The sequence below is a fragment of the Gordonia sp. UCD-TK1 genome, assembly GCF_001691435.1.
GTDB classification, from domain to species: Bacteria; Actinomycetota; Actinomycetes; order Mycobacteriales; family Mycobacteriaceae; genus Gordonia; species Gordonia hongkongensis.
This window is the reverse complement of the sequence record NZ_LZMP01000024.1, coordinates 56,588-82,702: the sequence shown is the minus strand read 5'-3', so window position 1 is coordinate 82,702 and position 26,115 is coordinate 56,588. Positions and strand designations below refer to the sequence as shown.

21 protein-coding genes and 1 pseudogene are annotated in these 26,115 nt (G+C 64.6%); 10 read left to right on the top strand and 12 right to left on the bottom strand.

Going from position 1 to position 26,115, the window contains the following annotated elements:
* Positions 1–114: 114 nt before the first annotated feature.
* Positions 115–3,483, top strand: a complete 3,369-nt coding sequence (locus tag A9310_RS14270) for a DEAD/DEAH box helicase (RefSeq protein WP_065631199.1) — start codon at positions 115–117, stop codon at positions 3,481–3,483.
* A 13-nt stretch (positions 3,484–3,496) separates the two neighbouring features.
* Here A9310_RS14270 and A9310_RS14265 read toward each other — a convergent pair whose 3' ends face one another.
* Positions 3,497–4,462, bottom strand: a complete 966-nt coding sequence (locus A9310_RS14265; protein WP_254661262.1) for a hypothetical protein — start codon at positions 4,460–4,462, stop codon at positions 3,497–3,499.
* 126 nt (positions 4,463–4,588) lie between these two features.
* Here A9310_RS14265 and A9310_RS14260 point away from each other — a divergent pair, with 126 nt between their 5' ends.
* Positions 4,589–5,518: a hypothetical protein gene (locus A9310_RS14260; protein ID WP_065631197.1), complete on the top strand. Its 930-nt coding sequence runs from the start codon at positions 4,589–4,591 to the stop codon at positions 5,516–5,518.
* A 16-nt stretch (positions 5,519–5,534) separates the two neighbouring features.
* On the opposite strand, the gene A9310_RS14255 is transcribed toward A9310_RS14260, so the two are convergent.
* The gene (locus A9310_RS14255; protein ID WP_065631196.1) at positions 5,535–6,260 is read right to left on the bottom strand and encodes a GNAT family N-acetyltransferase; all 726 of its coding nucleotides are present in this window, start codon (positions 6,258–6,260) and stop codon (positions 5,535–5,537) included.
* 180 nt (positions 6,261–6,440) lie between these two features.
* On the opposite strand from A9310_RS14255, the gene A9310_RS14250 reads away from it, so the two are divergent.
* Positions 6,441–6,986, top strand: coding sequence for a hypothetical protein (locus A9310_RS14250; protein WP_065631195.1), 546 nt, complete (start codon positions 6,441–6,443; stop codon positions 6,984–6,986).
* Between the two features lie 130 nt (positions 6,987–7,116).
* On the opposite strand, the gene A9310_RS14245 is transcribed toward A9310_RS14250, so the two are convergent.
* Positions 7,117–7,635 (bottom strand): OsmC family protein, encoded by a 519-nt coding sequence (locus tag A9310_RS14245; protein WP_065631194.1) that lies wholly within the window; start codon positions 7,633–7,635, stop codon positions 7,117–7,119.
* A gap of 254 nt (positions 7,636–7,889) precedes the next feature.
* The gene (locus A9310_RS14240) at positions 7,890–8,114 is read right to left on the bottom strand and encodes an amphi-Trp domain-containing protein (RefSeq protein ID WP_065631193.1); all 225 of its coding nucleotides are present in this window, start codon (positions 8,112–8,114) and stop codon (positions 7,890–7,892) included.
* A 168-nt stretch (positions 8,115–8,282) separates the two neighbouring features.
* Between A9310_RS14240 and A9310_RS14235 the strand changes: the two genes are divergently transcribed.
* The gene (locus A9310_RS14235) at positions 8,283–8,957 is read left to right on the top strand and encodes a hypothetical protein (protein WP_065631192.1); all 675 of its coding nucleotides are present in this window, start codon (positions 8,283–8,285) and stop codon (positions 8,955–8,957) included.
* Here the strand turns inward: A9310_RS14235 and A9310_RS14230 are convergent.
* Together A9310_RS14230 and A9310_RS14225 are read right to left on the bottom strand one after the other, a co-directional pair.
* Positions 8,941–10,008: pseudogene (locus A9310_RS14230) on the bottom strand (HNH endonuclease). The gene A9310_RS14235 and the pseudogene A9310_RS14230 sit on opposite strands and share 17 nt — an antisense overlap.
* Before the next feature lie 10 nt (positions 10,009–10,018).
* Positions 10,019–10,498: a hypothetical protein gene (locus tag A9310_RS14225; protein WP_065631191.1), complete on the bottom strand. Its 480-nt coding sequence runs from the start codon at positions 10,496–10,498 to the stop codon at positions 10,019–10,021.
* Positions 10,499–10,651: 153 nt separating this feature from the next.
* On the opposite strand from A9310_RS14225, the gene A9310_RS26145 reads away from it, so the two are divergent.
* Positions 10,652–10,831, top strand: coding sequence for a hypothetical protein (locus A9310_RS26145; protein ID WP_065631190.1), 180 nt, complete (start codon positions 10,652–10,654; stop codon positions 10,829–10,831).
* Positions 10,832–10,898: 67 nt separating this feature from the next.
* Here A9310_RS26145 and A9310_RS14215 read toward each other — a convergent pair whose 3' ends face one another.
* The gene (locus A9310_RS14215) at positions 10,899–11,441 is read right to left on the bottom strand and encodes a hypothetical protein (RefSeq protein ID WP_139104628.1); all 543 of its coding nucleotides are present in this window, start codon (positions 11,439–11,441) and stop codon (positions 10,899–10,901) included.
* Positions 11,442–11,830: 389 nt separating this feature from the next.
* On the opposite strand from A9310_RS14215, the gene A9310_RS14210 reads away from it, so the two are divergent.
* From A9310_RS14210 to A9310_RS25635, 3 genes are all read left to right on the top strand, one after another.
* Positions 11,831–14,497 (top strand): PD-(D/E)XK nuclease family protein, encoded by a 2,667-nt coding sequence (locus A9310_RS14210; RefSeq protein ID WP_238994997.1) that lies wholly within the window; start codon positions 11,831–11,833, stop codon positions 14,495–14,497.
* A gap of 1 nt (position 14,498) precedes the next feature.
* Complete coding sequence (locus tag A9310_RS14205; RefSeq protein WP_065631187.1) at positions 14,499–17,729, top strand: exodeoxyribonuclease V subunit beta; 3,231 nt, start codon at positions 14,499–14,501, stop codon at positions 17,727–17,729.
* A gap of 210 nt (positions 17,730–17,939) precedes the next feature.
* Positions 17,940–18,680, top strand: a complete 741-nt coding sequence (locus A9310_RS25635) for a hypothetical protein (protein ID WP_139104627.1) — start codon at positions 17,940–17,942, stop codon at positions 18,678–18,680.
* Between the two features lie 66 nt (positions 18,681–18,746).
* On the opposite strand, the gene A9310_RS14195 is transcribed toward A9310_RS25635, so the two are convergent.
* The 5 genes from A9310_RS14195 to A9310_RS14180 form a co-directional block, all read right to left on the bottom strand.
* Positions 18,747–19,853, bottom strand: coding sequence for a protein kinase (locus A9310_RS14195; RefSeq protein ID WP_065631185.1), 1,107 nt, complete (start codon positions 19,851–19,853; stop codon positions 18,747–18,749).
* An 84-nt stretch (positions 19,854–19,937) separates the two neighbouring features.
* Positions 19,938–20,207 (bottom strand): LppP/LprE family lipoprotein, encoded by a 270-nt coding sequence (locus tag A9310_RS26595; protein WP_065631184.1) that lies wholly within the window; start codon positions 20,205–20,207, stop codon positions 19,938–19,940.
* Positions 20,208–20,335: 128 nt separating this feature from the next.
* A complete protein-coding gene (locus A9310_RS25930; protein ID WP_175401140.1) occupies positions 20,336–20,488 on the bottom strand; it encodes a hypothetical protein in 153 nt (50 codons plus the stop codon).
* A gap of 89 nt (positions 20,489–20,577) precedes the next feature.
* Entirely contained in the window at positions 20,578–22,074 is a 1,497-nt protein-coding gene (locus tag A9310_RS14185) for an ADP-ribosylglycohydrolase family protein (protein WP_065631183.1), read from the bottom strand.
* Positions 22,075–22,117: 43 nt separating this feature from the next.
* The gene (locus tag A9310_RS14180) at positions 22,118–23,386 is read right to left on the bottom strand and encodes a VWA domain-containing protein (protein WP_065631182.1); all 1,269 of its coding nucleotides are present in this window, start codon (positions 23,384–23,386) and stop codon (positions 22,118–22,120) included.
* Positions 23,387–23,530: 144 nt separating this feature from the next.
* Here A9310_RS14180 and A9310_RS14175 point away from each other — a divergent pair, with 144 nt between their 5' ends.
* Together A9310_RS14175 and A9310_RS14170 are read left to right on the top strand one after the other, a co-directional pair.
* Positions 23,531–24,250: an NUDIX hydrolase gene (locus A9310_RS14175; protein ID WP_065631181.1), complete on the top strand. Its 720-nt coding sequence runs from the start codon at positions 23,531–23,533 to the stop codon at positions 24,248–24,250.
* A gap of 125 nt (positions 24,251–24,375) precedes the next feature.
* Positions 24,376–26,055, top strand: coding sequence for a nuclease-related domain-containing DEAD/DEAH box helicase (locus tag A9310_RS14170; RefSeq protein ID WP_065631180.1), 1,680 nt, complete (start codon positions 24,376–24,378; stop codon positions 26,053–26,055).
* Positions 26,056–26,115 lie beyond the last annotated feature (60 nt).

The following is a 26,115-nucleotide window of genomic DNA, read 5'->3' as shown; positions in this document are numbered from 1 at the left end:
AAACCAAGTGCTTGCTTGGCGCCGATTCGGTGACCCTGTGGAGAAACGTGGATGACATCCGATGCGGTGCAGACGTCGGGTCCCGCCGCCGGCAGAATCGCCTAGCCTCGTCGTGTGGCAGCGTTCGATCAGTTATCGCCCGCGGAGTCGGGCCTGCTCGCGCATTTCGACGTCGCGACGATCAGCCGAGGTGCCGAATACGCACAGCAGGGGCGCGTGGCTCTCGAAGACTGGGACCCGTTGTTCATGTCGGCGACCGGGACCTGCGTCGGTTCGAGTGGCGACCTGTACTCACTCGAGATCGGGTTCGGTGACGACGCCCGCGGATACGCGGTCGACGTCGCTGAGTGCGACTGTCCGGTCGGTGCCAACTGCAAGCACGCGGTTGCTCTGGCGCTGGGGGTGATGCGTGCAGGACTCCTCGGTGCGTCGCCTCGAGGCGTGAGGCATGCGTCGGAGCCGTGGCGGGCTTTGCTGGGTGACCTCGTCGCCGGTGCCACCCCGAAAGAGCCGGGATCGGCTCCCATCGGACTGCTCGTCGAGATCGACGATCCCGAGTGGATGAGCCTGAAGACGGTGACATTGCGCCTGGTGACCCCCGGCAAGAAGGGCAACTGGGTACGCACGGGGATCACGTGGAGATCCATCGAGCCGGGACATGTGACCGAGTACTACAGGTCCACCACCGACCATCCGGCTGAGCACTTCGACCCCGTTCACCTGGCACGAGTCCGTGCCGTCCACCTTTGCGCCGGGGACAAACACCTGTACGGGACCTCCCAGGTTCACCGATTGGACCAGGCGTCCGCCGAGATCTGGACCGCTCTACGGGCGGCGGTCGACGATGGTGTCGTACTGGTGGCGCACAAGTCGACGGGCGCGAAAAAGGTCGAGTTGCTTCCACCCGCGTCGGCCGCGTTGACCGTCGATCGCGACGACGAGGGTCTCGTGGTGTCCGGCGGTGTCGACCTCCCGACCGTCGGGCCGTCTGCGGATGACGCTTTGATGCTGTTCGGCTCGGTACCTCACGGAGCGAGCCTGGTACGAGGCGGCACGATGTTCCTGGCGCCGCTCGTCGACGACGGGACGTCGAAAGCCCTCCGGGCACTGCTCGACGCCGGGACGATCAGGATTCCCGATACCGACATCGCGGAGTTCGCCGACGAGGTCCTCCCCGACCTCGCCGGTCGGATGTCCGTGACCGTGGCCGATGGCGCCGTGACCCGACCCGAGATCACCGGTCCCGACGCGGCAGTCACGCTTCGGGTCGCCGACGACGGCGGCGCGCACCTCGAGTGGGGTGTCGTCTACCGCGTGAACGGGAGCAGACGATTCTTCCCGTCCGGGCAGAGCTCGGGGTTCGGTGACGACGTGGCCGAACGTCGCCTGTGGAAGCAACTCCGTGGTCACCTCGAAGCTGCGGCTCGGGTATGTGATCGATGGCAGATCCAGGTCGCCGGGTTTCCGGGAAGCAAGTTCGCAGACGATCCGGAACTCGCCGAGATGAGTCGCGACGAGGCTCTCGCATCGGCATCGGTTGCGCTCCTGACCCGCCGCTACCGTTACTCGCCCGTCGACACTGCGCGTTTCGTCACCGAGGTCGCCCCGGAGCTGCGGGCTGACGGGATCGAGGTGGAGGTCGTCGGCGAGCTCCCCGACTACCGTGCCGCCGAGGTCGTCCCCGAGATCGGTTTCGGTGCCGAACGGTCCGATGACAACGACTGGCTCGGCCTGTCGATCACCGTCGAGGTCGACGGCGTCGCGGTGCCGCTGCACCAGGTGCTGACGGCGTTGTCGAACGGAGCGACACACATGCTGTTGCCCGACGGGGCCTATTTCGTACTCGACACCCCGGAGCTGCAACGCCTGGCCGAACTGGTGGCCGAGGCCCGCGCACTGGGTGAACTCGACCGCGGGCGGGTCCGCCGGGATACGCACAACGCCACTCTGTGGGACGAGCTGCTCGAACTCGGGACGGTCGACGACGATCTCACGAAGTGGCGCGAGCAGTTGCGTCGTCTGGCCGCCGCGACACCGCCGGCGCCTTGTCCGGTGCCGACCGGGCTGCGTGCGGACTTGCGTGACTATCAGAGGGCCGGCCTCGACTGGCTGAACTTCCTGTGGGAGAACAGAATCGGCGGAGTGCTCGCCGACGACATGGGGCTGGGCAAGACCCTCCAGTCCCTCGCGCTGATCGCGAAGGTCATCGAGGAGGAACCGCAGGCTCGCTTTCTCGTGGTCGCACCGACGAGCGTGATCTCGAACTGGGCGGTCGAAGCAGAACGGTTCGTACCAGGTCTGAGGATTGCAACGGTGACCGAGACGAGCGGACGGGCGAAGATCGCGTTCGCCGATCGTATCGCGGGAGCGCAACTGATCGTCACCTCATACGCGCTGATGCGCATCGGGATCGACGAATTCGCATCGGTCAGTTGGACGGCCGTGTTTCTCGACGAGGCACAGTTCGTCAAGAACCACGCCAGCAAAGCTCATCAGTGCGCTCGCCGTCTTGATGCCGAGGTCAAGATCGCGATCACCGGCACGCCGCTGGAGAACAACCTGATGGAGCTGTGGTCGCTGATGGCGTTGACCGTGCCGGGTCTGTTCCCGTCGGCGAAGACCTTCACGTCCTACTTCCGCAAGCCGATCGAAAGTGGCACGGAGCCCGGGCGGTTGGCGTTGCTACGACGACGGATCCGTCCGATCATGCTGCGGCGCACGAAGCATCAGGTTGCCACAGACCTGCCCGCCAAGCAGGAACAGGTGCTGTCGATCAGCCTGAACGCGAAGCACGACAAGCTGTATCAGACGCGCCTCACTCGGGAACGGCAGAGCGTGCTCGGCCTGCTCGACGACTTCGAAGCCAACCGGTTCCAGATCTTCCGATCGCTCACCATGCTCCGGCAACTGAGCCTGCACGCCGGGCTCGTCGACGAGAAGCACACCGACATGGACTCGGCCAAGATCGAGTTCCTCGTCGAGCAGATTCCCGAGCTCATCGCCGAAGGTCATTCCGCCCTGATCTTCAGCCAGTTCACCGGTTTCCTCCGATTGGTCGAACGCGCCCTCGACGATGCCGGAGTCGAATACAGCTACCTCGACGGATCGATGACCGCGCGTCGGCGCACTGCGGCGATCAAGCAGTTCACGAGCGGGGCGTCGAAGGTGTTCCTGATCAGTCTCAAGGCGGGCGGTTTCGGGCTGAACCTGACCGAGGCGGACTACTGCTTCGTGTGTGATCCGTGGTGGAACCCGGCGGCCGAGGCCCAGGCCGTGGACCGCGCCCATCGCATCGGTCAGACTCGTCCGGTCACGGTCTATCGCCTGGTGTCGGCGAACACGATCGAAGAGAAAGTGGTTGCGCTGCAACAACGTAAGCGCGACCTGTTCGACGCCGTCGTCGACGATGGTGACCTTTTCGGCGCCGCCATCGGCGCCGATGACATCCGCGAGTTGCTCGGCGGGACCACGCCGGGGGGCTGACGAGCGAAGCCGCCTAGGGCCCGACGATGTGCGGCTCAGGTGGGTCGAAGCTGGGATTGTCCGGAAGCGGTGTCTGACCCAGACCGTCACCGATCTCCTTGATGGTCTTCACTCCCGACAGCTTCGACGCGCCGCGGCGGGCGAGCGAGTCGTCGTACCACTCGAACCACGGATAACCGTATCGCTGGTACTCGGTGATCGTCGGTGGAGCATGGTGCGGTGCGGACCCGGTGAGATCGTGCCATGCGTCACTGTTGACGATCCGCAGGGTCGCCTCGACGGTGTCGCCCACCGCCCAGTTCTCGCGCGGCTCGAGCGGACTGGCGATGGACTGGGTGATCGACCCACCCGCGCCGAGGCCCATCGCGGAGTCGGATGTAGGTGCGGGACAGAAGTTCAGGGTGCCGAGATCAGCCGGCGGCTCCGGTGTCGCGCGTCGAGCAGCCAGGCGCTCGTTCCATGTCGACGCGCGGAGGGGCGTGACCTGGATGCGTATCGCGCCGTCGTCGGACCCGACGAGCTGCTCCGCGGCGGTGTAACCGGAGCCGAGTGGCATGGCGACGAACTGACGGACGGATCTCTCGTCGACGCGGAAACCGTCGAGCCAGGGTTGTTCGGGTACCTCGAAATAGTCCTCGGCGTCGAAGTCCACGGTTTGCGCGAAATCCTCGCCGGTGATCGCATCGATCCCGCCGACAGACATGCGTACGAGGAACGGGTAGTCGGTCGGGGAGGTGAAGCGAAACCATGCCGCCTCGGCCTGCCACATGGGGAGCAGCGTGTCGGACTCGGACCAATCGGCATGCCGGCCTCGAAGTCTGCCTGCGTTCGTGAGGTGGAAGCGTCCCAGCCCGGGCGGTAGACCGAATGTGGTCTGGTCATCGGGGACGCGCAGGGTTCGCTGCACTGCGATGGACAGGCGGGCCTCGGCGTGGACCTCCGGGAATGCGAAGTCCAAACAGTCGTCGTCGATGGTCATGGGCATTGGGGACCTCCGCGGAGTCGGTTGTGGCTCGAGGGTATGCACGGGGTCCGACATCTTCAGGCGTGCGCTGTCCTGCACAGGAATCGGCCACCTCGTCGTCAACCGTGGTGTACTGGATTGATGATGTACGTCGTGATTGCCGTCTTCGTGGTGGTCATGGCGGCGGCCCTCGTCGTCTTGTTGGGAATGGCCATCGGCGCGTTCTCGGCGATGTTCTCGGGCATGCGCGACGACCGACGCGCCCGGAGGTCGGAGGTACGGTTGCGGTCGGGCAACCCGGGCCCGGCGCGGGCACCCCAGGACTCCCCGACGGATCCGTTGGGCGACCTCGCCGACACGCTTCGACTCGCACAGGCTCGACGCTGGGAGTCGTGTCAGGCAATCCGCGAGCGACTGGACGACGATTCCACTGACGGTGGGAAGGCCGGTGCCGGCGGGTTCAGGCTCCGTGCCCTGGACATCTGGTGCGGTCGGTCGCCCGAGGGGATCGACGTCGGATCCGACACCGGCGCACTCGACCGCTTCGCATCCGACCCGATAGGCCAGATCGCGTGGACGACCGCGGCGGTTGCCGACCGCATCAGTGAACTACCCGCGTGGCGTCTCGACTTCTTCGATCGCCACTCCGTGCGCGTCGACCTGGGCAGTGAGGTCACCGCAATCGCGAGCGCGGCCGTCGGCCTTCGCGACCAGTTCGCGCTGCTCGGCGAGGCGCCGTCGGGACACCTGGCCGCCGACCCGGAAGTGGTCTCGACCTTCGCCGACAAATCGTTCCTCCTTTCGGGGCGACTCGACGAACTCGTGCGGCGACTCGAGGCGTTCGCCGGGTACGAGCAGATCGTCGCGCAGATTCAACATCGCCAGGAGAAGCAAGCGTGGCTCGACCGTGTCGGTGAGATCGACGATTTCGAGCACGCCGTCGCCACCGAATGGGATCGGGCAGAGGCCGATCGGGTGCGGCACCTGGCCGACGAATCGGATGTGCTGGCCTCGATCTACCTCGATGAGATTGCGCCGCTGGTGAAATCGCTGAGGCGCGATCGACTGTAGGCTTCTGGCACCGTGATCACTGTGGGGCAGTGACGATCTGGAACAGCACTTCCCGGCGGACGACGAAGCCGAGCTGCTCGTACAGTCGGATTGCGCCGACGTTGCGGGCATCAGCATGCAGGATCGGGATGTCGCCGCGTGCCCGGATGCGGTGCGCCAGGTCGAGTACGAGTCGTGAGGCGAGTCCGAGGCCGCGATGGTCGGGGTCCGTGCACACGGCGCTGATCTCGGTGTATCCCGGTAGGCTCAACCGTTCGCCACCCATCGCGATGAGGCGGCCGTTGCGTCGGATCCCGACGTAGGTGCCCATCTCGATGGTCCTCGGCCGGAAGGGGCCTGGGCGGGTGAGTCGGACCAGCTCGGTCATCTCGGGCACATCCTCGTGCGCCAGTGTCACGGCTTCGTCGTCTGGTCGAGTGTCGAGTCCGGCGTCGATCATCTGCACGCCGGGCAGATCCATCGTCGTATCCCATTCGGCGGGAGCTCGATTCGTGACCACCGGCAGGAACAGGGAGCCACCCGGACCGACGAGTTGGGCGGCGTCCGACCAGTCTTCCGCGGTGGGGGAGTCGGGCAGAGCCGCCATGGGGCATACGTCGGGGTGGTACCGCAGGGCCGCACCGTGGCGCTGCGCGAAGTSGGCATGCGGTCCGGTCAGGGACGCGAGAGCCGGATTTTCGAGCATCGCGTGACCTGCGACGCCATGTTCGGATGTTCGTTCGTCGGTGATGCGGTCGGTCACACGGTGACGATACGCCCGCGCGGTGGGGGCCGGTGCTCGGGTGTCTTCGCACTTCAGGGTCGTCCGCCGAACCCAGGGCGTCCTGGCCCACGCAGCACCGTGACCCGCATCCAGGTCTCGGTGCCAGATAAGGGGACGTCAGGTCGAGGCTTTGTCGGACCCCTGGGCGAGTATCGACATATGACTGAATGGATACCGCTGATCGGCGGATTGGCTACTGCGTTGATCGGCGCGCTTGCTGTGACTGTGAAAGCGCGCGGCGACATGGCTACCAAGGGGAGCTGGGAGAGAATAATGCTGCTGATAGAGATCAGCGAGAAGCTGCCGGAAGGCAACCTGCGTCTTCGGCTCGACCAGTACAGGGATGTGCTCGTGCGCGGCGCACTACTGAGTTCCACCCGTGTTCGTGCCCGTTGGTTTCTTCTTCTGTTCGTTCCGGGTGGGATCCTCGCTCTCACCGGCAGCGGTATCGGACTCGCGGGAGTGATAGCCGACGACGCTGCAATGGAGTCGATCGCAATGTCGCTGTTCTGGACCGGTTTCGTAGTCATGTTGCTTGCGCTGTTCGTTCCGATGGCGCCGCAACTGCCGCCTGGGGCGCCGCGCCGCAAGGCCAACAGCGAATTGATTGAATTCAGAAGACAGGTTCTCGAGGATTTCCCGAACATCGAATCCGAGAAGGGCCTTTCGATAGCTTCGGATGTCCTCGCGGCGATGAGACGGTAAGTGGTGTAGCCCAAGAGTCTGAAGTTGGATCGTTTGATCACTGGATGACGATGCGCCCGGTTGGGTACGCGAGAATCCGATAGCCGACTCGTAGACCAGACGGTCGCCGAGTCCGAGAACTTCGGAGTCCTCAGGTCAGTACGATCTCCACTGGCACCGCGTTGCCGAGGGTGTGTCCGACAGGTGAGCTGGCCCGGACCTTGGCGTGCAGTTCGTCGAGCTTCTCGCGCGGTGCGTCGGAGTCGAGTGTGACTCTCGCGGTGATGGATTCGAAGCCTGCGTGACCTTCTGCAAGGCCGAGGAACACGTGCAGGTCGAGGTCGCCCTTCAGGTCGATTCGCAGGTCCTTTAGTTCGATGCCCGCAGTGGTGGCGTTCGCGGCATAGCCGACAGCCAGGCAGTTGCCCAGGGCGCCGAGCAACTGCTCGACCGGGTTGGGTGCCGTGTCGCCGCCACCGAGGACGGCGGGCTCATCTGACGCCACAGGCGGGAAGTTTCGAATACGGGCCTCGGATGCGAACGAACCGGTCCACCGGACGTGCGCGGCCCACGTTGTCTGTGCCTTGGTCGCATCTCCTTGGATCGCTGCGACCAATTGGCCGACGGCGTCTATGTCCACGTCGTTGAGGCGGGTGGCGGTCTCGGTCATGGTGCTCCTTCGACGGTCTGGTTGCCGACGAAGCTATCGGGCGCAGCTGAGTACGCCGACAGTCTGCATCACCGTGAGCGGAACACTTGGATGTTGTCGCAGCCAGGAGCATCCTGCACCACAGGGGTCAGTACCCCCGCGACCGCCAGACCTCAACTCGATGGCCAGACCTCGATCGAAGTCCAGGAGTCGAGATGAGGTTCGCCGGTGGCCGGGTCACCCAACGGACTGTTGAGTACAGACGCTGCGCCTGTCTACCAGGAGATCTCGATCTCCAGCTCGGACTCCTCGGTGCCCCGTTCGATCTCGATCTTCAACTGCACCGTGTCCGGGATGTCGACGCGCACTGTCTTGTTGTTCTCCACATACGACACTTCGTTGTGGCGTGCGATCGCGTCGGCGAGTTCGTGAATTCGCTTCGCTGCTTCTTCACGGGTGAGCTGTGTCTTGGTCTTGTGCTCGAACAGTTCGTCGCTCATCAGTCCATCTGAGCCCACCGCTGGAGCGCGGTCAAGCGTGTCGCGTGCCGAAGTCGAGAGTTCACCGCAGCTCAATGCGGTGGCAGTGGACGCGTCCAGTATATTGTTCAGCATGCTGAATAATATGGGTGAACGACGCGCCGTGCGTACGGCAGTGGAAGCTCGGGTGTGAGTGTGACACCCGTGGATCAGGTCTCGGTGCCGCTCGCACTGTTCGACTATGTGCCGGTCGTGCTGGGTGCGGTCGGAGCCTTCCTCGTCGCGCGACGCCTGGGGGCGGCGCTTGCGTACATCGGTGCCGCGATGATCTTCGCGGGTGGGTTTGCCAAGGCGACGGAGAAGCTCTTGTCGGCCACTGGTATCGCGGACATCCCGAGGCTCGCGGATGCCCTGTTCCCTGTGATGGGTTGCGGGTTCCTGCTTCTGGCCGCTAGCGCGTGGGGAGTCCGCAATATTGCTCTCGCGGCGCCCGTAGTGGGTGCGGCTGCCATCGGCGTCGCGGTACCGGATATCGCGGGCCGGTACCTGGTCGGTGTCATCGTCGGAGCCACCGCGCTGTACGCAGCTCTCGCGCGCGACGCATGGCGCGACCGAGATGTGACGACGGTGGCGTTTCTGGTGGTCTGTCTGGTGGGCACTTACACGTTGGGGCCGTTGGCAGGGCAGGAGCAGACGGTCGCGTTGCAGTGGGTCGAGCAGTCGATCAACACGTTCAGTCAAGGAGCATTCGCTGTCGCGGCCTGGCGTCTGAGCGTCGGATCACGGAACAGAGTCTCGGTTGGGACGTTCGCCGAGGCGCAGCGAACACGTGTACCGAGACGCGGACCTAGGCGTTCCAGCTGATGTCGGTCCGCGCCAGTAGCGTGATGGTGTTGCGGTCCAGCCAGATTGGCGTGTTGATCGGCTGGGTGGCGTAGAGTCCGCGGCTCGCCGCGACGACGCGGTCGTACTGGCTCGGCCAGTTGATCTCGCTGGCGATGGCGTCGAGCGTGGGCCTCCCGCGACCAAGGGCGCGCCTCACGTGGGTCGGGGCGGGAAGCCGATCGGACTTGCTGGAGTTGCACACCTGGCAGGCCACCACAAGGTTGGTGAGTCCGTCGATACCTACGCGCGACCAGGGAAGGATGTGGTCGACGTGCCGGTTGCGCCGAATTGTGTTGCCGCAGTAGAAGCACACTGCCCCGAACTCGTCGACCAGTGCGTCGCCTGCTCGCTGCAGGGATACGCGGTCGGCGCCGAACAGATGGTGCGCTAAATCGGGGCCGTCGTCGAGGATGTACTTGTTCATGCGTCGAACGTCGTCGATCCAGGCGAGCTGAAAGGCCGGCTTGAGCAGCGGTGCCAAGCGGGCGAGCGCCGTGCATACGCCGGGGAACAAGGTCAGCTTGTCGCCGTGTGCGGTAACCACTTTCCGGGAGTCGGTCCCCATCCAGGAATCGTCGTACAGGAAGCGCGAGTTGGTGTCGCCTGATGTCAGGTTCTGGAGTAGTTTCAGCGGGTACCTCACCAGCGTGCGTTTGACTGTCGAGTGTGCGGCTCGATAAGCGTCAGAGTCGTGGGGCCCGCCGACTCTGAGCCCGCTCACCCGTGGCCCCACATTGGACGAACCCAGAGTCGCAACGACATTGAAGATGACTCCGCGACCGTCAGTGGACTGACGAAGTCAGTGACCGTCGAGCGGTCGCAGCTGTCGCGCGTACAGTTCGATGACGCGGTCGGTCAGGTCGTCGAGGCTGATGTCGACTTCAGCGTTTGCGTCGGCGGGAACCGACTCGACTGCGAGGTCCAACAGTGCGACGAGCACGGCCAGCTTGTACGTTGCGGTCCGCCTACCGCCCTCGAGAATCGCCACGAGTTTCTGCCCGAGCTCGAGCGGATCGGCGGGCGCGGACATGGGGTCGAGTCTATGTCGCTGCCAGCGGACGCATGTGCGCGACGACCTTCTCCCAGTTCTCGTAGTCCGGCTGCCCGAAGTGGATGTGCTCGCCCTGGAATTGCTCGACCCCACGCGCGGTCCGGTCGTCGATGATGTAATGGCCGAGATTCAGATTCTTGTGATGCGAGAGAATCAGGCGTTTGTAGGCGGGCGAGTCTTCGCCTCGACCGAAATGCAACTTCACCCAGAGCAGTTTCTCGGTCCAGGCCAGCGGATTGTCCCACGGTGCGGTGGACAGGATGTAGGTGTCGAACAGCCCGGACAATTCGTGAAACGCTTCGATGGCGCCGGGCATCGGCTCCATCAGCGAGAAGATTCCCGGGACGTCATCGAGGTCGCCGTGGAACCGCTGCTGCTCGGCCTCGCTCAGTTTCGCGATGCCGGACTCGAAGTCGACGAGAGTGTTGTCCATGTCGATGTAGAGGACTTTCTTGGAAGGTGTGCTCATGGTTCCTCCTGTGGTGAGAATTGAACTGTCACATTGAGAGTGGGTCGCAGTCCCCGAGCGTCAGTCACTGTTGTGCTGGAGCCGCGGCTGCAGGTTGACGATCCTGTCACCGGCGGGCCTACCCCGTCGAACGGTCTGTAACCGTGGGGCCGGGTGAAGCCGGTCGTGGAGTCGGGGCAGCCCGTTGTCGACGAAGTCGAACCACTGGTAGAGCCCCGTGAACAGATGGTCGCGTCCGAAGCAGCGGGCGTCGACGCGTCGAACAGCCCAAAGGTCGGTTCCGTCGAGGACGAACTCGACGGTGGGGTAGTCACCCGCGAGATCGTCGAGTAGGCCCTGAGTGAATCGCGGGCGCCTGACGTCCGGTTCGAGGTGCCCGAAGATGTCGATACACGGAGCGTCAAGGGAGATGCCGATCGACGACGTGAAATGCGCTGTAGGGAAGTGCGATGGTGGCGTCGGAACGGATGGGGAAGGACCCGCCGCAGAAGGTGGCGAGTTCGTCGCGGATCAGCAGGCGGAACCGATCCGGTCCGAGATTTTCGGGGTCGATCACCGGCGCCCGGTCTGGACGGGGCCGACCGACATCACAGATGAAGCTGGGATCCGGGACGTTCCAGACTTCGCGCAGCGTCTGCGCGGCGATCTCCGCCAAGGCGGCGGGTCCCTGGTGCCGTTCGCAGGTCAAGCGCCCGTCAGTTCGTTTCCGCCAACCGGACGTTCGAATGAGATCGTCCAAACCGGTTGTCTCACAGGCGATGGTGGCGTGCAATGACCCGTGTCTCCGCCGGCCGAATCGCAGAGCGAAGCGGAGGCCGGTGTTTTCCGCCGGCATGACGAAGACGATGTCGTCGAGTTCCATCGTTGCCAGCCGAGCTGTCAGAGTGCGTTCGAAGTGAGCCCACGCCGTTTCTACGGCTGCCTCGAAGGTGTCCTTGGCCATGGTTGTCTCCTTTCCGGCCACGTTCGACCTCGACGAGGACCCGAACGCGGGCGAGCTGGGGAGTGCTCTCGAATGGGAGCGGTGAGATGGTCCGCGCCGTAGCCGGCGCAGGATCACTTGACGCCCTCAGGATAGAACGCAGGTCCGACACTCTGTAGCCGGACATCGCGGAGAGGCTCTCGACCGAGAGCACCACGACCCACCGGTCAGTCCAACATCGATGATGTGTCAGACGGACCAGGCATCATGACCCCATGCCCCCGATCGACCTCCTGGCCGAAGCTGTTATGCGGATGAAAGCTGGTGCGCCACTCGCCAAGGTCAGTGTCGTCGTGCCCGACCACGGCTCCGGACGGGATGTCCTCCACAGTCTGGCTCGAGCAGGGTCCGTGGCCAGCACTAGCGTTCTCACGCTTCAGCAAGTCGTCTCGAATCTCGCGGGTCCAACTCTCGCACCTCGCCTGGCACTCGCATATCCACTGCTGGAAGCCGCGATTGCGCGAGTCCTCGCCGACGTCCCGGGAGTCTTCACCGACGTCGCCGACCAATCCATCACGGCGCAAGCCCTCGCCGGCGCGGCTTGGGAACTCACCGCAATCGACGAGCCGCGGGTGGACTCACCGACGCCCCTGGTCGCCGACCTCCTCCGCGTATATCGCGCAGCGATCGAGCGTCTGATCACCAGGTACTACCTCCCGCACGAGGCGTATGCGATTGCAGTTGAACGTCTGGCCGACCTCGGCGCGGTGATCGTCTACCACCCTGTCAGCAGGACCCGCGCCGAGCAGAAGCTCCTGCGTGCACTCCAACAACACGGTGAGACCGTCGAACAGGCGGTCACCGTCTCGCCAACCCGGATCATCCACACCTCTGACGCCGACGACGAGGTCAGAGCCGTTGTCCGCCTCGTGCGCAAGCATCTGGCCGGGGGCACACCCGGCCACCGCATCGGCGTCTTCTACGGCAGCGATGACCCATACCTACCACTGCTCCACGAACACCTCACCGCCGGTCACATCGCCTTCACCGGGCCCGAATGCCACACGCTCGTCGACAGACCCACCGGCCGTGCACTACTCGGGCTGCTCAAGCTCGACCTCGACGGGATGCCGCGCCGCGAACTCTTCACCCTCCTCGCCGGGGGTGCAGTCCGGCGCCCCGAAATCGACGACGACCCGATCTCGCAACGTCGGCTCGAACGCCTCACCCGCGAGGACGAACCCATCGTCGGCGGCGCCGACTGGGAACGACTCACCCGTGTCGGTGCACATGAAGAGCATCATGCGATGGCCGTAGCGCTGTACACGTACGTCAGACAGCTGCAAGCCGACCTGCACGCCATCGTCGAAGCGCCCGACTGGACCACCGCGGCCGGACGGCTGGTTGCACTGGTCGACCGCTACTTCCGTACACCCACGCGCGAGGTCGCTGCGGCCGACTTTGCCACTACCCGGGCCGACTGCATCAGCCTTGCCGGCATGGACGGCATCGCACCGCCGCCGAACGCTGCGCGCGTTCTGGATGCGGTCAGCGTGCGCCTGACTGCGCACCGAACAATGCATGGAGACTCCGGCGCAGGCGTGACCATCGGACCGATCGCCGCGGGCGCCGGGCGCGACCTGGACGTCAGTGTCGTCATGGGCAGCGCTGAAGGGATCATCCCCGCACCCCGCCGCGACGATCCGCTGCTACCTGCAGAACTCACCGGCATCACCGCCCGCGAGCGTATGGAACGGCAACGTATCGCCTTTGCGAGTGCGGTCAGCACAGGGCGCACGGAACGGATCGTCACGTTCCCCCGCGGCAACCTGCGCGGTGGCGCGGAGAGGGTGCCGTCACGATGGCTCATCCCGGCGATGGGCGGACTGGCCGGTCGTGACGTCAATGTCGTGAACTGGCAACGCGAAACCGAGAACGTGGAGCCGATCGTCGCGGTCGAATCTTTCGACGTCGCCGCCCAGCGCGCCGACGACCGAATAGGTGCATCAGCCGCATCCGACACCGAATGGCGGCTCCGCGAGCTCGCAGCCGTCCCCGCCGATCAACGCCGCGGCGCCCTCGACGACCCGATCATCAACCTCGGCATGAACCTGCGCAGCGACCGCCTGAACGGCCGCTTCACCCGGTTCAACGGCAACCTGTCGACGGTCAAGGAGCTGATCACCACCTTCGACCGCCCGGTGTCGCCGACCGGTCTCGAACTCTGGGTGCAAAGTCCCTATCAGTACTTCCTCGAACACATTCTGCAGCTCCGTGCGCTGGGCGACCCCGACGAGGTCGCCCAGATCGACGCCCTCACCCGCGGCACTCTCATTCACACGATCCTCGAGCGCTACGTTCTCGACACCATCGACGGCGCCGAACTGGACCTCGCCCGTCTGCACCTCGTCGCCCATGAGGTACTCGACGAAGCGCAGGCCAACAGTCCCGGCTGGCTCGAGCAACTGTGGGCCAAAGACCGCGGCATCATGCTCCGCGATCTCGCCGACTGGCACAAGCACAACCGCGCCGACCAAGACGATGGCTGGCGCCCGACGCACGCTGAACAGACATTCGGCACCGACTCGGCAGCCGAGGTGTCACTGGCGTTCGGCGACAACAGAATCCGCTTCCGCGGCCAGATCGATCGCATCGACCGACACAGCGGCGGCCGCATCCGCGTCACCGACTACAAGACCGGCAAGGGTGACAAGTACAAGGACCTTTCCGACGTCGCTCCCACCAATTCGGGGCTACAGTTCCAGCTCCCCGTCTACGGACTGTTCGCCCGCACGCTAGGAGCCGACGTCGAGGCCCGGTACTGGTTCGTGACCTCCACAGGCAAGTTCGCCTCCATCGGCTATCCCGTCACCGACGACGTCATCGCGACCCTGATCGACGACATGGCCCTCGTCCACCGCTCGATTCTCGCCGGCCACTTCCCGCCCAAGGTCGAGGACACACACTGGGAGCTGCCGGTCATCGACCTCCTCGGCCGCGCCGGACTCCGCCGTGCCTGGGCTGCGTTGGAGGACGTTGACGAAATCGCCGACTATGTACGGAAGTACGGAGGCTGACATGACCGCACTCCCTCTTGCCGACCAAGCAGCCCGCGATCGGATCACCTCCGACACCGCCACCACCCTGTTCGTCGAAGCCGGCGCCGGCAGCGGCAAAACCCACTCCCTGGTCGGCCGCATCTGCCGGCTCGTCCTGCACGACGGCATCGAACTCGATCGGATCGCCGCCATCACGTTCACCGAGAAGGCCGCAGCCGAACTTCGCGAACGAATCCGAGTCGAGTTGGCTGAGCACGACACCGAACGTGCCCGCGGTGCCCTCGAACAGATCGACACCGCGGCCATCGGCACCCTGCATGCGTTCGCCGCCCGCATCATCAGTGAGCATCCACTCGAAGCCGGTGTACCCCCGCGCATCGCGGTCGTCGACGCGATGGGGTCGCAGCTGTCGTTCGAACGCCGCTGGCGACGCATGCGCACCCGCCTTTTCACCGACGCCGCGCCGCCGATTCTCGTCGACGCCATGGGCATCATCATGGCGGCCGGCGCCTCGCTCGATCAGATGCGCGCGCTCGCCGACGCACTCGACCGCAACTGGGACCGCCTCACCCTCGACGACAACCCACAAGGCATCGCTCCCGCACACATCGACCGCATGCTGTGGGAGGCAGACGCGATCGCCGACAACCTCGCCGATTGCCTCGACCTCGACGACAAGCTCGCGCAGAAGCTGACCGAGCTGCAGGAGTGGCGCATCCTTGTTGCGGCAGAACGCGATGCGACAGGATGGATACCTGTAGCGGCTCTCTGTCCAGGCCCGGGAAACGGTGGCGCAGGGAAGAACTGGCGCGGTGGGTCCGCTCAGGTCAAAGAGATCAAGACTCGAGTCAAGGCGTTGCGTGACGAGATCTGTCCCGACATCGTCGGCACCTATGTCGACGGCGCAGTTCGCGTGGTGGTGCGGCATCTGTCCGAGATCGTCCTCGACGAAGCGCGCGAGCGGCAGCGGAGCGGCCAACTCGAATTCCATGACCTACTCGTCCTCGCTCGCGACGTGCTCAGCAAGCACGCCGTCGCCGCGACCACCCACGAGCGCTACCAACGGGTGCTGCTCGACGAGTTCCAGGACACCGACCCGCTGCAACTCGAGCTGGCGCAACGTATCGTCGCCGGCACCGACGAAGCGGGCAGGCTGTTCACAGTGGGTGACCCCAAGCAGTCCATCTACCGCTTCCGCCGGGCCGACATCGCCGCCTACATGGCCGCGCGTGACCAGACCCCTGCCGCCGACGTCGTCCAACTGACGACCAACTTCCGCTCCACACGGCCGGTCATCGAATGGATCAACACGGTGTTCGGTCGGATGATCGTCGCCGACGGTCACGTCCAGGCGACCTACACGCCGCTAGACCCCGTGCCGAGCAGGCCTCGGTGGGACATCGAGTGGGGTCCGGAACCATTCGTATTCCCTGACAACGACGAGCCCGTCGACGATGAGGCTTCGCTGTCGCCGGCGGAGGCGATTCGAGCACGGGAGTCTCGCGATGTCGCCCGGATCATCGCAACGGCTGTCGACAAGGGCTGGTGTCGAGAGTCGCGAGCCGACGACGAGACCTACGAGCATGCGGCATTGACATGGAAAGACATCTGCATCCTCATCCCGTCGCGCACGGTTCTGCCCTTCCTGGAGAAGAGTCTGGATGCGGCAGGGATCGAATTCCGTTCGGAAGCATCGAGTCTCGTCTATTCGACGCAGGAGGTCCATGACCTGCTGGTGACCTGTCGGGCGTTGGCGAACACCGCAGACGAAGCGGCTCTCGTCGCGGCGTTGCGCACACCGCTGTTCGGTTGTGGCGACGACGACCTGCTGCGGTGGAGCACAGCGAACGGCCGATGGAGTATCCACGCCGACGCTCCGACCGAGGTGCTCGGATCCTCACCCGTTGCCGCCGCATATCGGTACCTGCGCGAGCTGTCGTTCGAGCTCGGTGACCTGAATCCCGGTGCCCTGCTGAGTCGGTTGGCGACCGACCGACGCGTCTTCGAGGTCTCGATGGATTCGCCCCGACACCGCGACGTGTGGCGACGACTGCGGTTCGTCATCGATCAGGCTCGCGCGTGGTACGCCGAGGATCGGGGATCGTTGCGCGACTACATCGACTGGGCCGACACCCAGGCCGACGAAAACGCGCGTGTGGCCGAGACCGTCCTTCCCGAGATCGGCGTGGACGCCGTGCGGATCATGACCATCCACGCCGCCAAGGGTCTGCAATTTCCGATGGTCGTGGTCGCCGGGATGAGCGGCGGATTCCGCACGCTGCCGGAGTCCTTGCTCTGGGATGCGAGCGGCACACTGCAGGCATGCGTGTCGAAGTCGGTGACGTCGAAGGGGTACAAGCCGGCAGCCGACGCGGAGAAGGTCCACGCCGAGGCTGAGAAGAAGCGACTCCTCTACGTTGCCTGCACTCGCGCAGAGAGTCACCTCGCCGTTTCCGGATACACGCGCAAAGGTGCCTCGTGGGGTGCGACGCTGGCTCCCGCGCTGGACGGTCTGCCGAACAGGGTGCCCGAGCTGATCGAACCGGTACGACGCGACGACGATCCGATCGAGCAGTTCGAGCGGCAGCCCTGGGATGAGTGGACAGCCGAGACGGCCGCAATCGAGGTGTCGTCGGCGTTGCGTGCGTCGTACTCGGCGACGCGGATAGTGCATGGTGATGATGCCGCCGAGGTTGCGCTGCTGGAACGCTACCGTGAAGCCGGTCTCTTGACTGTCACTGCAGGAGAGCGTGTTTCACCCGGCATTGGAGGCGTCGACAGCGGGGCTTCGCTGGGCACCGCCCTGCACGGGGTCTTGGAGCAGACCGAGTTAGGCGCGGTCCTCGACGAGACCTTCGAGGCGGTCGCCCGCCAGGCTGCTGCTGCCGTCGGCATCGTCGACGTCGACCACTTCGTCGCACTGGCCCGATCTGCACTCGAGTCCGAACCCGTCCATCGCGCGGCTGTCGGCGAGCACTGGAAGGAGATGCAGCTCGCGGGGCTGGGTCCCGATGGCACAACGGTGGTCGAGGGCATCGCGGATCTGGTCTACCGCGACCCCGACGGCGGACTCGTCATCGCGGACTACAAGACCGACGTCGGTGTCGCTGCGCACACGCTCGAGGCCTACTGGGCGCAGCTGGCGATCTACGCCGATCTGCTGCGAAAGGCGACGGGGGAGAGGGTCGTTCGACTGGAGTTGGTGTTCTGTCGGGTGGGAGCGGCAGCTGTAATAGCAAGGAGTGTCTGATGCGCGCCGGTATGGAATCGCGGGGATCAGCCCACGGCCGCAGTGGACGGACCGGTGGACGCTCTGAGTCCGATAAGTCTCTCGCGCCGGGGCGTGCCCCAAAGCTGGGACGTGCACGCAATGTCCAGATTACTGTCGGCGCGACGGTGGACAAACTGAGTCGGCATGGATCAATGATGGTGGGCACTACGGTAGGAAAATCGAGGTGGCATGATGCAGCTAATTTCTTTTTATGAGAAGGATCCTGTCAAGACCGACGACGCGTCGGTCTTACAGTTTCCGTTCACAGAGGCCAGCGACTATACCTTCGGCAACGAACCGACAATAGCGAAGGTCATTTATGTTAGACATCCACGAATCGAGGCGCGGCTAGTTCCCTATGGGCAGTACGACACGTTGGTCATGACGGACAAGTTCAACGAGGCTCTGCGAATCGTCCAGACTCTAGGGGCACAGACTGTCGTCACAAAGAGTTTTCGCGGTGGCGTGTCGCGACTGTCAATTCGGGGACGAATTCCTCAGGCGGGAGGAGGATCTGCAGACCTCTCGAGGACCACTCGAGAAGAAGTGGCGTTCGAACAGTTTGGTACAGGGGGACCGCCTGTTGACCCGGGCCAGAGCGTCTATCCTGATGAGGCAGGCTTTGAGGCTGCTCGTCGTGCTGTGTTGCTGAATGGTGCTCGACGGGTAGCGATCAACATCGAGAGCCAGTCGGCGTTTCGAATGGACTCAGATATCGCCAACCGGTTGACGAAGATCGGGTTCTCGTTAGGCGCGAGTGCTGAACGAACTCAGGTCCGATTACTTCGGTTGGAGGCTGACTTCCCTGAGGAAGGGAAGCTGCACTCCCCTGATGCTGGTAAATTGGGGAGCCTGGTCGATCCAAAAGAGCCGCTCGATCCGGATGGAACATCAGAAGATGGTTCTCGACGCTGGCGCCGAGCTCGCTGATTGAGCACTAACTCGAACTCGTAGGGTGACATGGATCTGCCATTTTTTGAGAATGAACAGCACGGGTCAGCGGTTGAGCAATGTGCTTAACCGCTCCTCGTTGATGACATGGATTCGTTCGCCGCGACGTTTGCGTTCGCGGACCTCGAACAGCTTGCTTCCCTCGCCGACCCCTACCGTATTCGCCATACTGCCGGCCCGGACGAGGACTGTCGTCCTGTCTGTGACCGTGGATTGGACGGTTCCGCCGGCGCGACTGATCATCTGCGCCAACTTGCGTTGCGACCCCATTGCGAACCGGCCTGTGAGCGTTACATGATGTCCCCGTATCGATTTCGGCCCGGACTTGTCTCTCATGTCGACATCTCGTAGCTGCCGAAGCGCCTGAGATGCTTGCAACCCGCTCACGTATCGAAGGCCGTGATGTGCGGTGGCGTGCCACATCCAACATTTCAGATCGTCGGGGATGTCCAAGTAGCGGATGCCGCCCACGTGACTGCTGTCGAAATCGTTGCCCGTCAGCAAGGTACCGGCTAGCAACCCGACCTGGTAGATGTCCACCCACGTTGCCCAGTTCTGTCGTTCGTCCATGTTGTTAGGGGAGTAGGCAGGGGTGTAGGCGTCGATGGCGGAGCGTCTGGGGGTCAGCGAATGTTTGGAAATACCGAAGTCGCCCAGGACGAGATGCCCATCTCGGATGAAGACGTTCGCGGGCTTGATGTCACGGTGGGTCACGCCACTTGCGTGCATGAGTGCGAGCACTTTCAGCAGGCGGCTGATCTCGCGACGGACTCGACCTGGAGTCCAACCGTGCCAGTCCCGGTCGTCTGCCAGATCGGCGACGGTCCCTTCGGGCATGTACTCCGTCACAAGGACATAGCGAGTGCGCCGGCCCGCCCCGGTGCCGAACGCAAACGAATCGAGAAGCTCGACCACCTCCGAGTATCCGGACAGCAGGTTGCCGAAGTGTGCCTCGCAATGCCAGTCGTCAGCGGACGCACAAATTTTGACGCAGACGGTGGTGGCTTTGCGTTGTCCGCGGCCCGACATTGCCGTCGCGCGGTACACAGAGCCGTAACCTCCACCGGCGATGTACGCCTGAATACAGTACTTCCGGCCATCGTCGTTGGTGATCGTCTGACCTGGGCGGAGCCGGGGTGAAGTCGACGCCATCGTTCAACGATAGGCGTCGCCGGCAGACGTGAGACCGAGAATCGAGAACCTTCGCATTGGTACCCAAGCCATGAAAGTCGCTTGTCACACCCCCGGCGGCAACTCCCCGAACCTGAACACGCGGTCGAAGACCTGTACGAAAGTCGATGAKACCGGGCCACCCGTCGGATTGGCATTGGCGTCCGCRGCACGTGGCCAGCGGTAGGTCACGGTGACGCTCACCGGAGTGAATCCGCTGACCCGGGTGTGTCCGGTCGGGCGGTTGGTGACACCAAGGTACTTTCCGGGCCGGAAGAGCAGCACCACGGCCGGCGACGAGACGGTGCCGCCCGCGACGTCGAACGTCGCCCACATCAGGGACGGGCAGTTAGGCGCGCGATCCAGCGATCGCGCCATCGGTGCGCGACGCGCTACCCATCGCAGTCCGGGCTGCCCGAAAGGGGGACCGACCGCGCGGAGGCCGAGCTTGACCTCCGACGAATTCAGATCGAGGCATAATCCTTGCCCCGCTGTTCGGCCACCGGTTGGCTCCGTTGCGGAGCAGCTGATGCTGCGGGCGCGGCCAGGGTGATGGTCAGTAGCGCAACCGCGACCACGATCAGTTGATGGACGGCACGTAGGCGTGAGCCGGACATGGTTGTCTCCCCTGGGAGCGTCGGACGGTGGATGCAGTTGCGAAGCTACGCCGGTGAGGCGCCGCGGTTGCTGGATTCGGCCGAGGCGGTCAAATAACTGCGATCGAAGACGAGCCGGCGTCCCACACGAGTCCGCGACCCCGTGCCGCCGGTAGTAGTTCGAGCACCTTCTGCTGTACCTCAGCGACCGGATGGCCGAGCAGGACACCGTAAGCGACAGCCACGCTGGGTGTTCGCTGGTGTCCGGCCACGCAGTGCAACAGCACGGTTCTGCCCTGGGCGCGCAGACCACGAACCGCGTCTGCGGTGTCGGCGATCACGAACTCCAGGTTCGGGTTGTCGGCTGGATCGTCGGAGTCGATCAACCGTGATTCGACGATGTCGGCAGCGCCCGCGAAGCAAGTCTGACGTCGACCGACCCGGCACATCGACACCACTGCGTCAGCCCCATGGTCGACTGTGGCGTGCGTCCCCAACAACACGCCGTCGTCGTACGGATGCGCCACCACCTCGGTGGCGACATGCTCCCGATAGCGGACGTCTTCGACGGTCGGCCATCCCTTCGGATCTGCGCGCCCGTCGCGCGCGGCCAAGGTGCCGAGGCTCACCAGGTCCCGCGCATCGCTCGGCCGGTCCTCCGGTGAGCAACCCTGCCGAGGCCAACCGTGTACCGCGCGCCTCCAGGACCAGGGCACCGCGCTTGCGCCCCAACGGGCACCGAGTAGACCGCCCGCGATTGCTGCGACGGTGTCCGTGTCGTTCCCGATGCGGATGGCGGTATCGAGCGCGTGCTGCAGGTGGCGGCACGGAACGTCGTCCGGGATCGGCGTCTGCATGATCGCGGCGACGGCGGCCTGGAGCGCGGTCACTGTGAAACCGTTGGGAGTGAACGTTTTCGGATCTGCGGTCGTCGCCTCGTCGAGCCATTGCGACCACCGCGACCTGCGGTCGGAGGGCAACAGGTCGAGGCCGGTGGACACATCGACCCGCCCGGTGAGCACGGCTGTGCGGATGGCTTCGGACCACAGCACACACGAGTCGCCGGCCAGCGGGTCGGCGTGGGTCAGCTCCGCTACGGCGCGGGTGGCGATCGCCAGTCGGTCCCGGTCGTGGAGGTGCGCCAGCGCGACCGGTGCGGTTCGCATGAGCGCTCCGTTGCCTGCCGACCGCGGATGTGTCTGCGCAAATCGCGCTGCCTCTTCCCGCATGAGGGACCCGACGCGCTCATGGTTGGAAGCTGACCCGCGTCGAACGGCGCTCAGCACCGCGCGGGTCTGTACTCCGACATCTGGTGGGTTGCCGTCGAACCAACTCAGAAAGTTCGTCGCGATGGCGTCGATCGCGTCCTCAGAGGTGAGATCGGCGCCCTTGGCAGCAACGAGTGCGATCGCCATGGCCATCGACGTGTCGTCGCTCCACTCGCCGGGTGCGAAGTCGCCCAGTCCGCCGCCGAGCATCATCGGTCTCTCGTCAGAACCCAGACTTCTGCTTTCGAACTCGTACGGAACGCCGAGCGCGTCCCCGGCGGCTGTACCGAGGAGAACCCCTGCGGCTCGGTCGAGTTGGGCGATGGTGAGTCGACTCACGTGAGGTCCTTTCAGTCGGATGGGTGGGAACAAGCGGACATCCTCAATGGCGTCGGCCACGCTTGCGGTTCGTCCGGTGGTACGAGGCGCGCATCGCCTTGGATGCATACACGCTGTCCAGGGCGCCTGCGCTGATTCCGAAGCGGTCAAGCATCGCGATCTCGTCGGCGATGGCCGCACGGTCCTCGGGACGAGCCTCCTGCATGGCGTACTCGAGCTTCTGACGCGATCGTGCGAGGCGCCGCGTACCGCCGTCGATGTCGCCGGCCTCGTACGCTCGGGAGGCCTCCAGCTTGTCCTGCTGACCTTCTTGGTAGAGACGCTCGGAGTACACCTTCGGGTCAGGGACACGGCCTGCAGCCTCGTCGCCAGGGACGACGTTCACGACGACGGGCAGCGACACCGTATGTTCCACGAGGGACGCGGTCTCGACGTAGCGCAGCTGCAACGTTGCCAGTTCGGTCAGGCCAAGGGCGGCAATAGAACCGACCTTCATGCGCAGCAGCAGTTTTCGTTCCTCGAGTGCGTAGAGATCACCCAGCTCGATCATCACCTCACCATCGCCGATCTGGTGTGCGGGAAGATCATTGAACAACGCGAGCTCTTGGACGCGCTGGTCGTATCGAACGGTCAAGGTGGCCGCTTGCGCCGACTTCGAGAGCAGGCCGTCGACCTCACCCGCGATGGCAGCACCGGCGGCATCCGGATTATCGGCGAACACATGATTTCCGTTGCCGGCGCGCGAGATCGCCGACAACAACGTTTCGTCGTACCCGCGGCCGTAGCCCATGGTGGAGGTGACGATCCCTTTGGATCCTGCTTTCGCCGTAATGCCCGCGAACTCGTCGACGTCGCGGATCCCGCTGTTGATGTGACCGTCGCTGATCACCAGGACGGTCCCGCCGCGGATGCCGGCAGACTCGCCGGCGCGCCGTATCTCCTGCAGGCCGCGTAGATAACCCGACGACAAGTCGGTGCAACCGCCGGTTTCGATGGCCCTGATCGCGTCGGCGGCGCGCTGCTTGTCCATCAACGTCGAAGCAGGCAGCGCCACCTGGGCCGTGTCGTCGAACGTGACGACGCCGAACACGTCAAGCGGGTCGAGTTGGGCGACCACCCCGGCCAGCGCCTTCTTGGCGCCGTCGAGCGGCGCGCCGGACATGGAGCCGCTGCGGTCGAGAACGACCTGCAGGGCCGTCGGGGGCCGGTTCGCAGTCGGCGCCTCCGGTGCTACTAGCTCCACGAGAACCGTCAGCTCATCGGCGGATTCCAGGGCGACGACGTCGACATCGAGTGCGGCAGAGAGCTTCATGATGCTCCTTCGGTGGTGAGGTGGGCGCGTGTGCCCTGGAGAGGTGAGGCCCGTGCTGCGGACGGCGGGGAAATGGGCCTTGAGACACCCTTTACGCAGTAATGCGATTAGTAGTTTGCGCAAATTATCGCATAGTGTCAAGCGGTGGCTTCGAGATCGTCCGAACAGTTGTCTGACTATCCGCGCCCCAACGTCGCCGTCGACATCGCCGTGCTGACCGTCGCTGCAGGTGCTGTGCACGTTGTCGTACAGCGGCATCCCGACTCGGGGCGCGTGGCTTTGCCAGGTCGGTTCGTGAGGGAGCGACGTTCGGTCACTGACACCGTGCGTGAGGTACTCGAGCTGAAGCTGGGGCTCTCGCCCGATCACGTTCATCCGCATCTTCTGGCGGTGTTCAGTGATCCTGATCGAGATCCACGGGGCTGGACGATCTCGATCGCGCATGTGGTCGCGTTGCGAGCCGACGACCTGGGTGGGGTGACCGGAGAACTCGTCGAGGTGACGCCGGACGGGGCTCTGGCTTCAGGGGAGCGGCTGCTGTACGACCACGACGCCATACTGGCAGCAGCCACCGACAATCTGCGCGAGCGCTACGAGGACAAGCCCGACCCGGACAATCTGCTGCGGGAGCCGTACACCCTGTCAGAACTGCGAGAGCTTCACGAGGCGATCCTGGGGCGACGCTTGATGCGGGATTCGTTCAACCGGCGGGTCCAGCCTCTGCTGGCGCCGCAGACCGACGGCGACGGAAACCCGGTCACACGTGTCGCCGGCGGCCGTCCGGCGCGGCTGTTCGCGAAGGAGGCGCCGCCGACGGCAACCTTCGGATGGCGGTTGCCGAGTGCGGATCCGCCGGCTTTCTGATGCGAAAGAGTCTTCAAATCGCTGGTCCCTACCTGCGAGTCCTGCGCCCTGGTCCTCAGTGGGGGCAGGATGAGTAACAGTCGAGGTGTCGACGTAGATGAACCGCCTGGTGGAAGGGGAACGCGGTGGTGACAGTACTTCCTGCGACTCCGCGATTCGCGGCGTCGAGTGAAGAGACTGTGTTCAAGGCGATCGTCGGACAGTTGCTTGAGGACGACCTGCTGATCGTCGGACAGCGCGTCACCGACCACGCGAAGGATCACGAGATCGATTTCCTCGTTGCCGTCGCCGGCGCCGGAATCGTCTGCGTCGAAGTGAAAGGCGGTGAAGTGTGGCACGACGGAACATCGTGGTGGCAGGAGCGGGCAGGGCAGTCTGCCAAACGTATCGACCCCGTCGGGCAGGCCCGCGGCGGCTGCTACGCACTGCGAGAGTTCGTCGAATCGGATCCGAGATGGACTCAGGGGCGGGTGAGATGGGATCACATGGTCGTGTTCCCGCACTCGGAAGTCGGGCCCGCGTTCGCGCTGGCGGACTGTCCGCGGTGGAAGATCGTCGACCGCAATCAGATTGAGCAGATATCGCCGCTGATTCGAGAGGTTCTGCTGCAGAAAGTCGGGAGCCTTCCGGTCCTCGACGGTCCCGGGATCGAGCAGCTCGCCACGGTGCTGAGCGGGCGTGGCCTGCCGCAGCGCGACGTTGTGGCCCGCGCGCTGGAGAACGAAGAGGTGGCCGACGCTCTGACCTCTCAGCAGGCTGTCATCCTACGGGCCGCCCATCAACTCCGTCGCGTCGAGATCCGGGGTGGCGCCGGAAGCGGCAAGACGTTCCTCGCCATCGAACAAGCTCGGCGTCTGGCGCGTGACGGACAACGTGTTGCGCTGGTTTGCTATTCACACGGACTCGCTTCGTATCTCGAGCGGCTCACCGCAACCTGGAGTCGCAAGGAACGACCCGCCTATGTGGGCGAGTTCCATGAACTGGGAATCACGTGGGGAGCCGCAAGCGGACCCGACGAGCAGGAGCGCACCAAGGCCGCGTCGGACTTCTGGGAGTACACGCTGCCGCAGCAGATGTACGAACTGGCCCAGGCGCTTTCGCCGGGCAGGCGATTCGACGCGATCGTGGTCGACGAAGCGCAGGACTTCGCCGACGAATGGTGGAAGCCGATGCTCGCCTGCCTGCGTGACGAGGACACCAGCGGGATCTTCGTGTTCAGCGACGAGGCCCAGCGTGTGTTCGCTCGGCAGGGGTCGCCGCCCGTCGACCTGGTGCCACTCGTCCTCGACCACAATCTGCGCAACACCAAACAGATCGCAGAGGCGTTCAAACCGCTCGTCGGACAACGGCTGAGGCTCAACGGTGGCGACGGGCCGTCGGTCCGGTTCATCGCCTGCACGGCTGAGGAAGCACTCGGTGTGGCCGACGATCAGATCGACCCGCTGCTCGAGGACGGATGGCGCCCGGAAGACATCGCGCTGCTGACGACCGGCAGCCGACACGAGGAACAGAAGGCGCGCCAGTCGCAGGGAAACCGGGAGTACTGGTCGTCGTTCTGGGATGCCGAACAGGTCTTCTACGGTCACGTGCTGGGTTTCAAAGGTCTGGAACGGCGCGTCATCGTGCTTGCGCTCAACGAGGAGAAGTCGTGGGAGCGGTCACGCGAGCGGCTCTACGTCGGGCTGTCTCGGGCGCGTGATCAGTTGATCGTTTGCGGAGACCCGCAATTCGTTTTGGAGGTCGGCGGTCCCGAGGTGGCCCGGCGTCTCGTTCCATCAGGGGACGGAACGCGTAGATCTCGCTGATGTGTTGCCGCGCGCGAGCCGGACGGACGCCGAGACTTCACCTGCGCTTCACCAGCCATT

What these genes read in the sequence shown, in the direction of transcription:
- A9310_RS14240 (WP_065631193.1), bottom strand. Translation starts at nt 8,114, where the DNA reads ATGAGCGACGAACTGTTCGAGCACAAGACCAAGACACAGCTCACCCGT.
- A9310_RS25930 (WP_175401140.1), bottom strand. Translation starts at nt 20,488, where the DNA reads ATGTCCGGCTCACGCCTACGTGCCGTCCATCAACTGATCGTGGTCGCG.
- A9310_RS14180 (WP_065631182.1), bottom strand. Translation starts at nt 23,386, where the DNA reads ATGAAGCTCTCTGCCGCACTCGATGTCGACGTCGTCGCCCTGGAATCC.
- A9310_RS14215 (WP_139104628.1), bottom strand. Translation starts at nt 11,441, where the DNA reads ATGGCCAAGGACACCTTCGAGGCAGCCGTAGAAACGGCGTGGGCTCAC.
- A9310_RS14250 (WP_065631195.1), top strand. Translation starts at nt 6,441, where the DNA reads ATGACTGAATGGATACCGCTGATCGGCGGATTGGCTACTGCGTTGATC.
- A9310_RS14205 (WP_065631187.1), top strand. Translation starts at nt 14,499, where the DNA reads ATGACCGCACTCCCTCTTGCCGACCAAGCAGCCCGCGATCGGATCACC.
- A9310_RS14225 (WP_065631191.1), bottom strand. Translation starts at nt 10,498, where the DNA reads ATGAGCACACCTTCCAAGAAAGTCCTCTACATCGACATGGACAACACT.
- A9310_RS25635 (WP_139104627.1), top strand. Translation starts at nt 17,940, where the DNA reads ATGATGCAGCTAATTTCTTTTTATGAGAAGGATCCTGTCAAGACCGAC.
- A9310_RS14195 (WP_065631185.1), bottom strand. Translation starts at nt 19,853, where the DNA reads ATGGCGTCGACTTCACCCCGGCTCCGCCCAGGTCAGACGATCACCAAC.
- A9310_RS14265 (WP_254661262.1), bottom strand. Translation starts at nt 4,462, where the DNA reads ATGACCATCGACGACGACTGTTTGGACTTCGCATTCCCGGAGGTCCAC.
- A9310_RS14260 (WP_065631197.1), top strand. Translation starts at nt 4,589, where the DNA reads ATGATGTACGTCGTGATTGCCGTCTTCGTGGTGGTCATGGCGGCGGCC.
- A9310_RS14245 (WP_065631194.1), bottom strand. Translation starts at nt 7,635, where the DNA reads ATGACCGAGACCGCCACCCGCCTCAACGACGTGGACATAGACGCCGTC.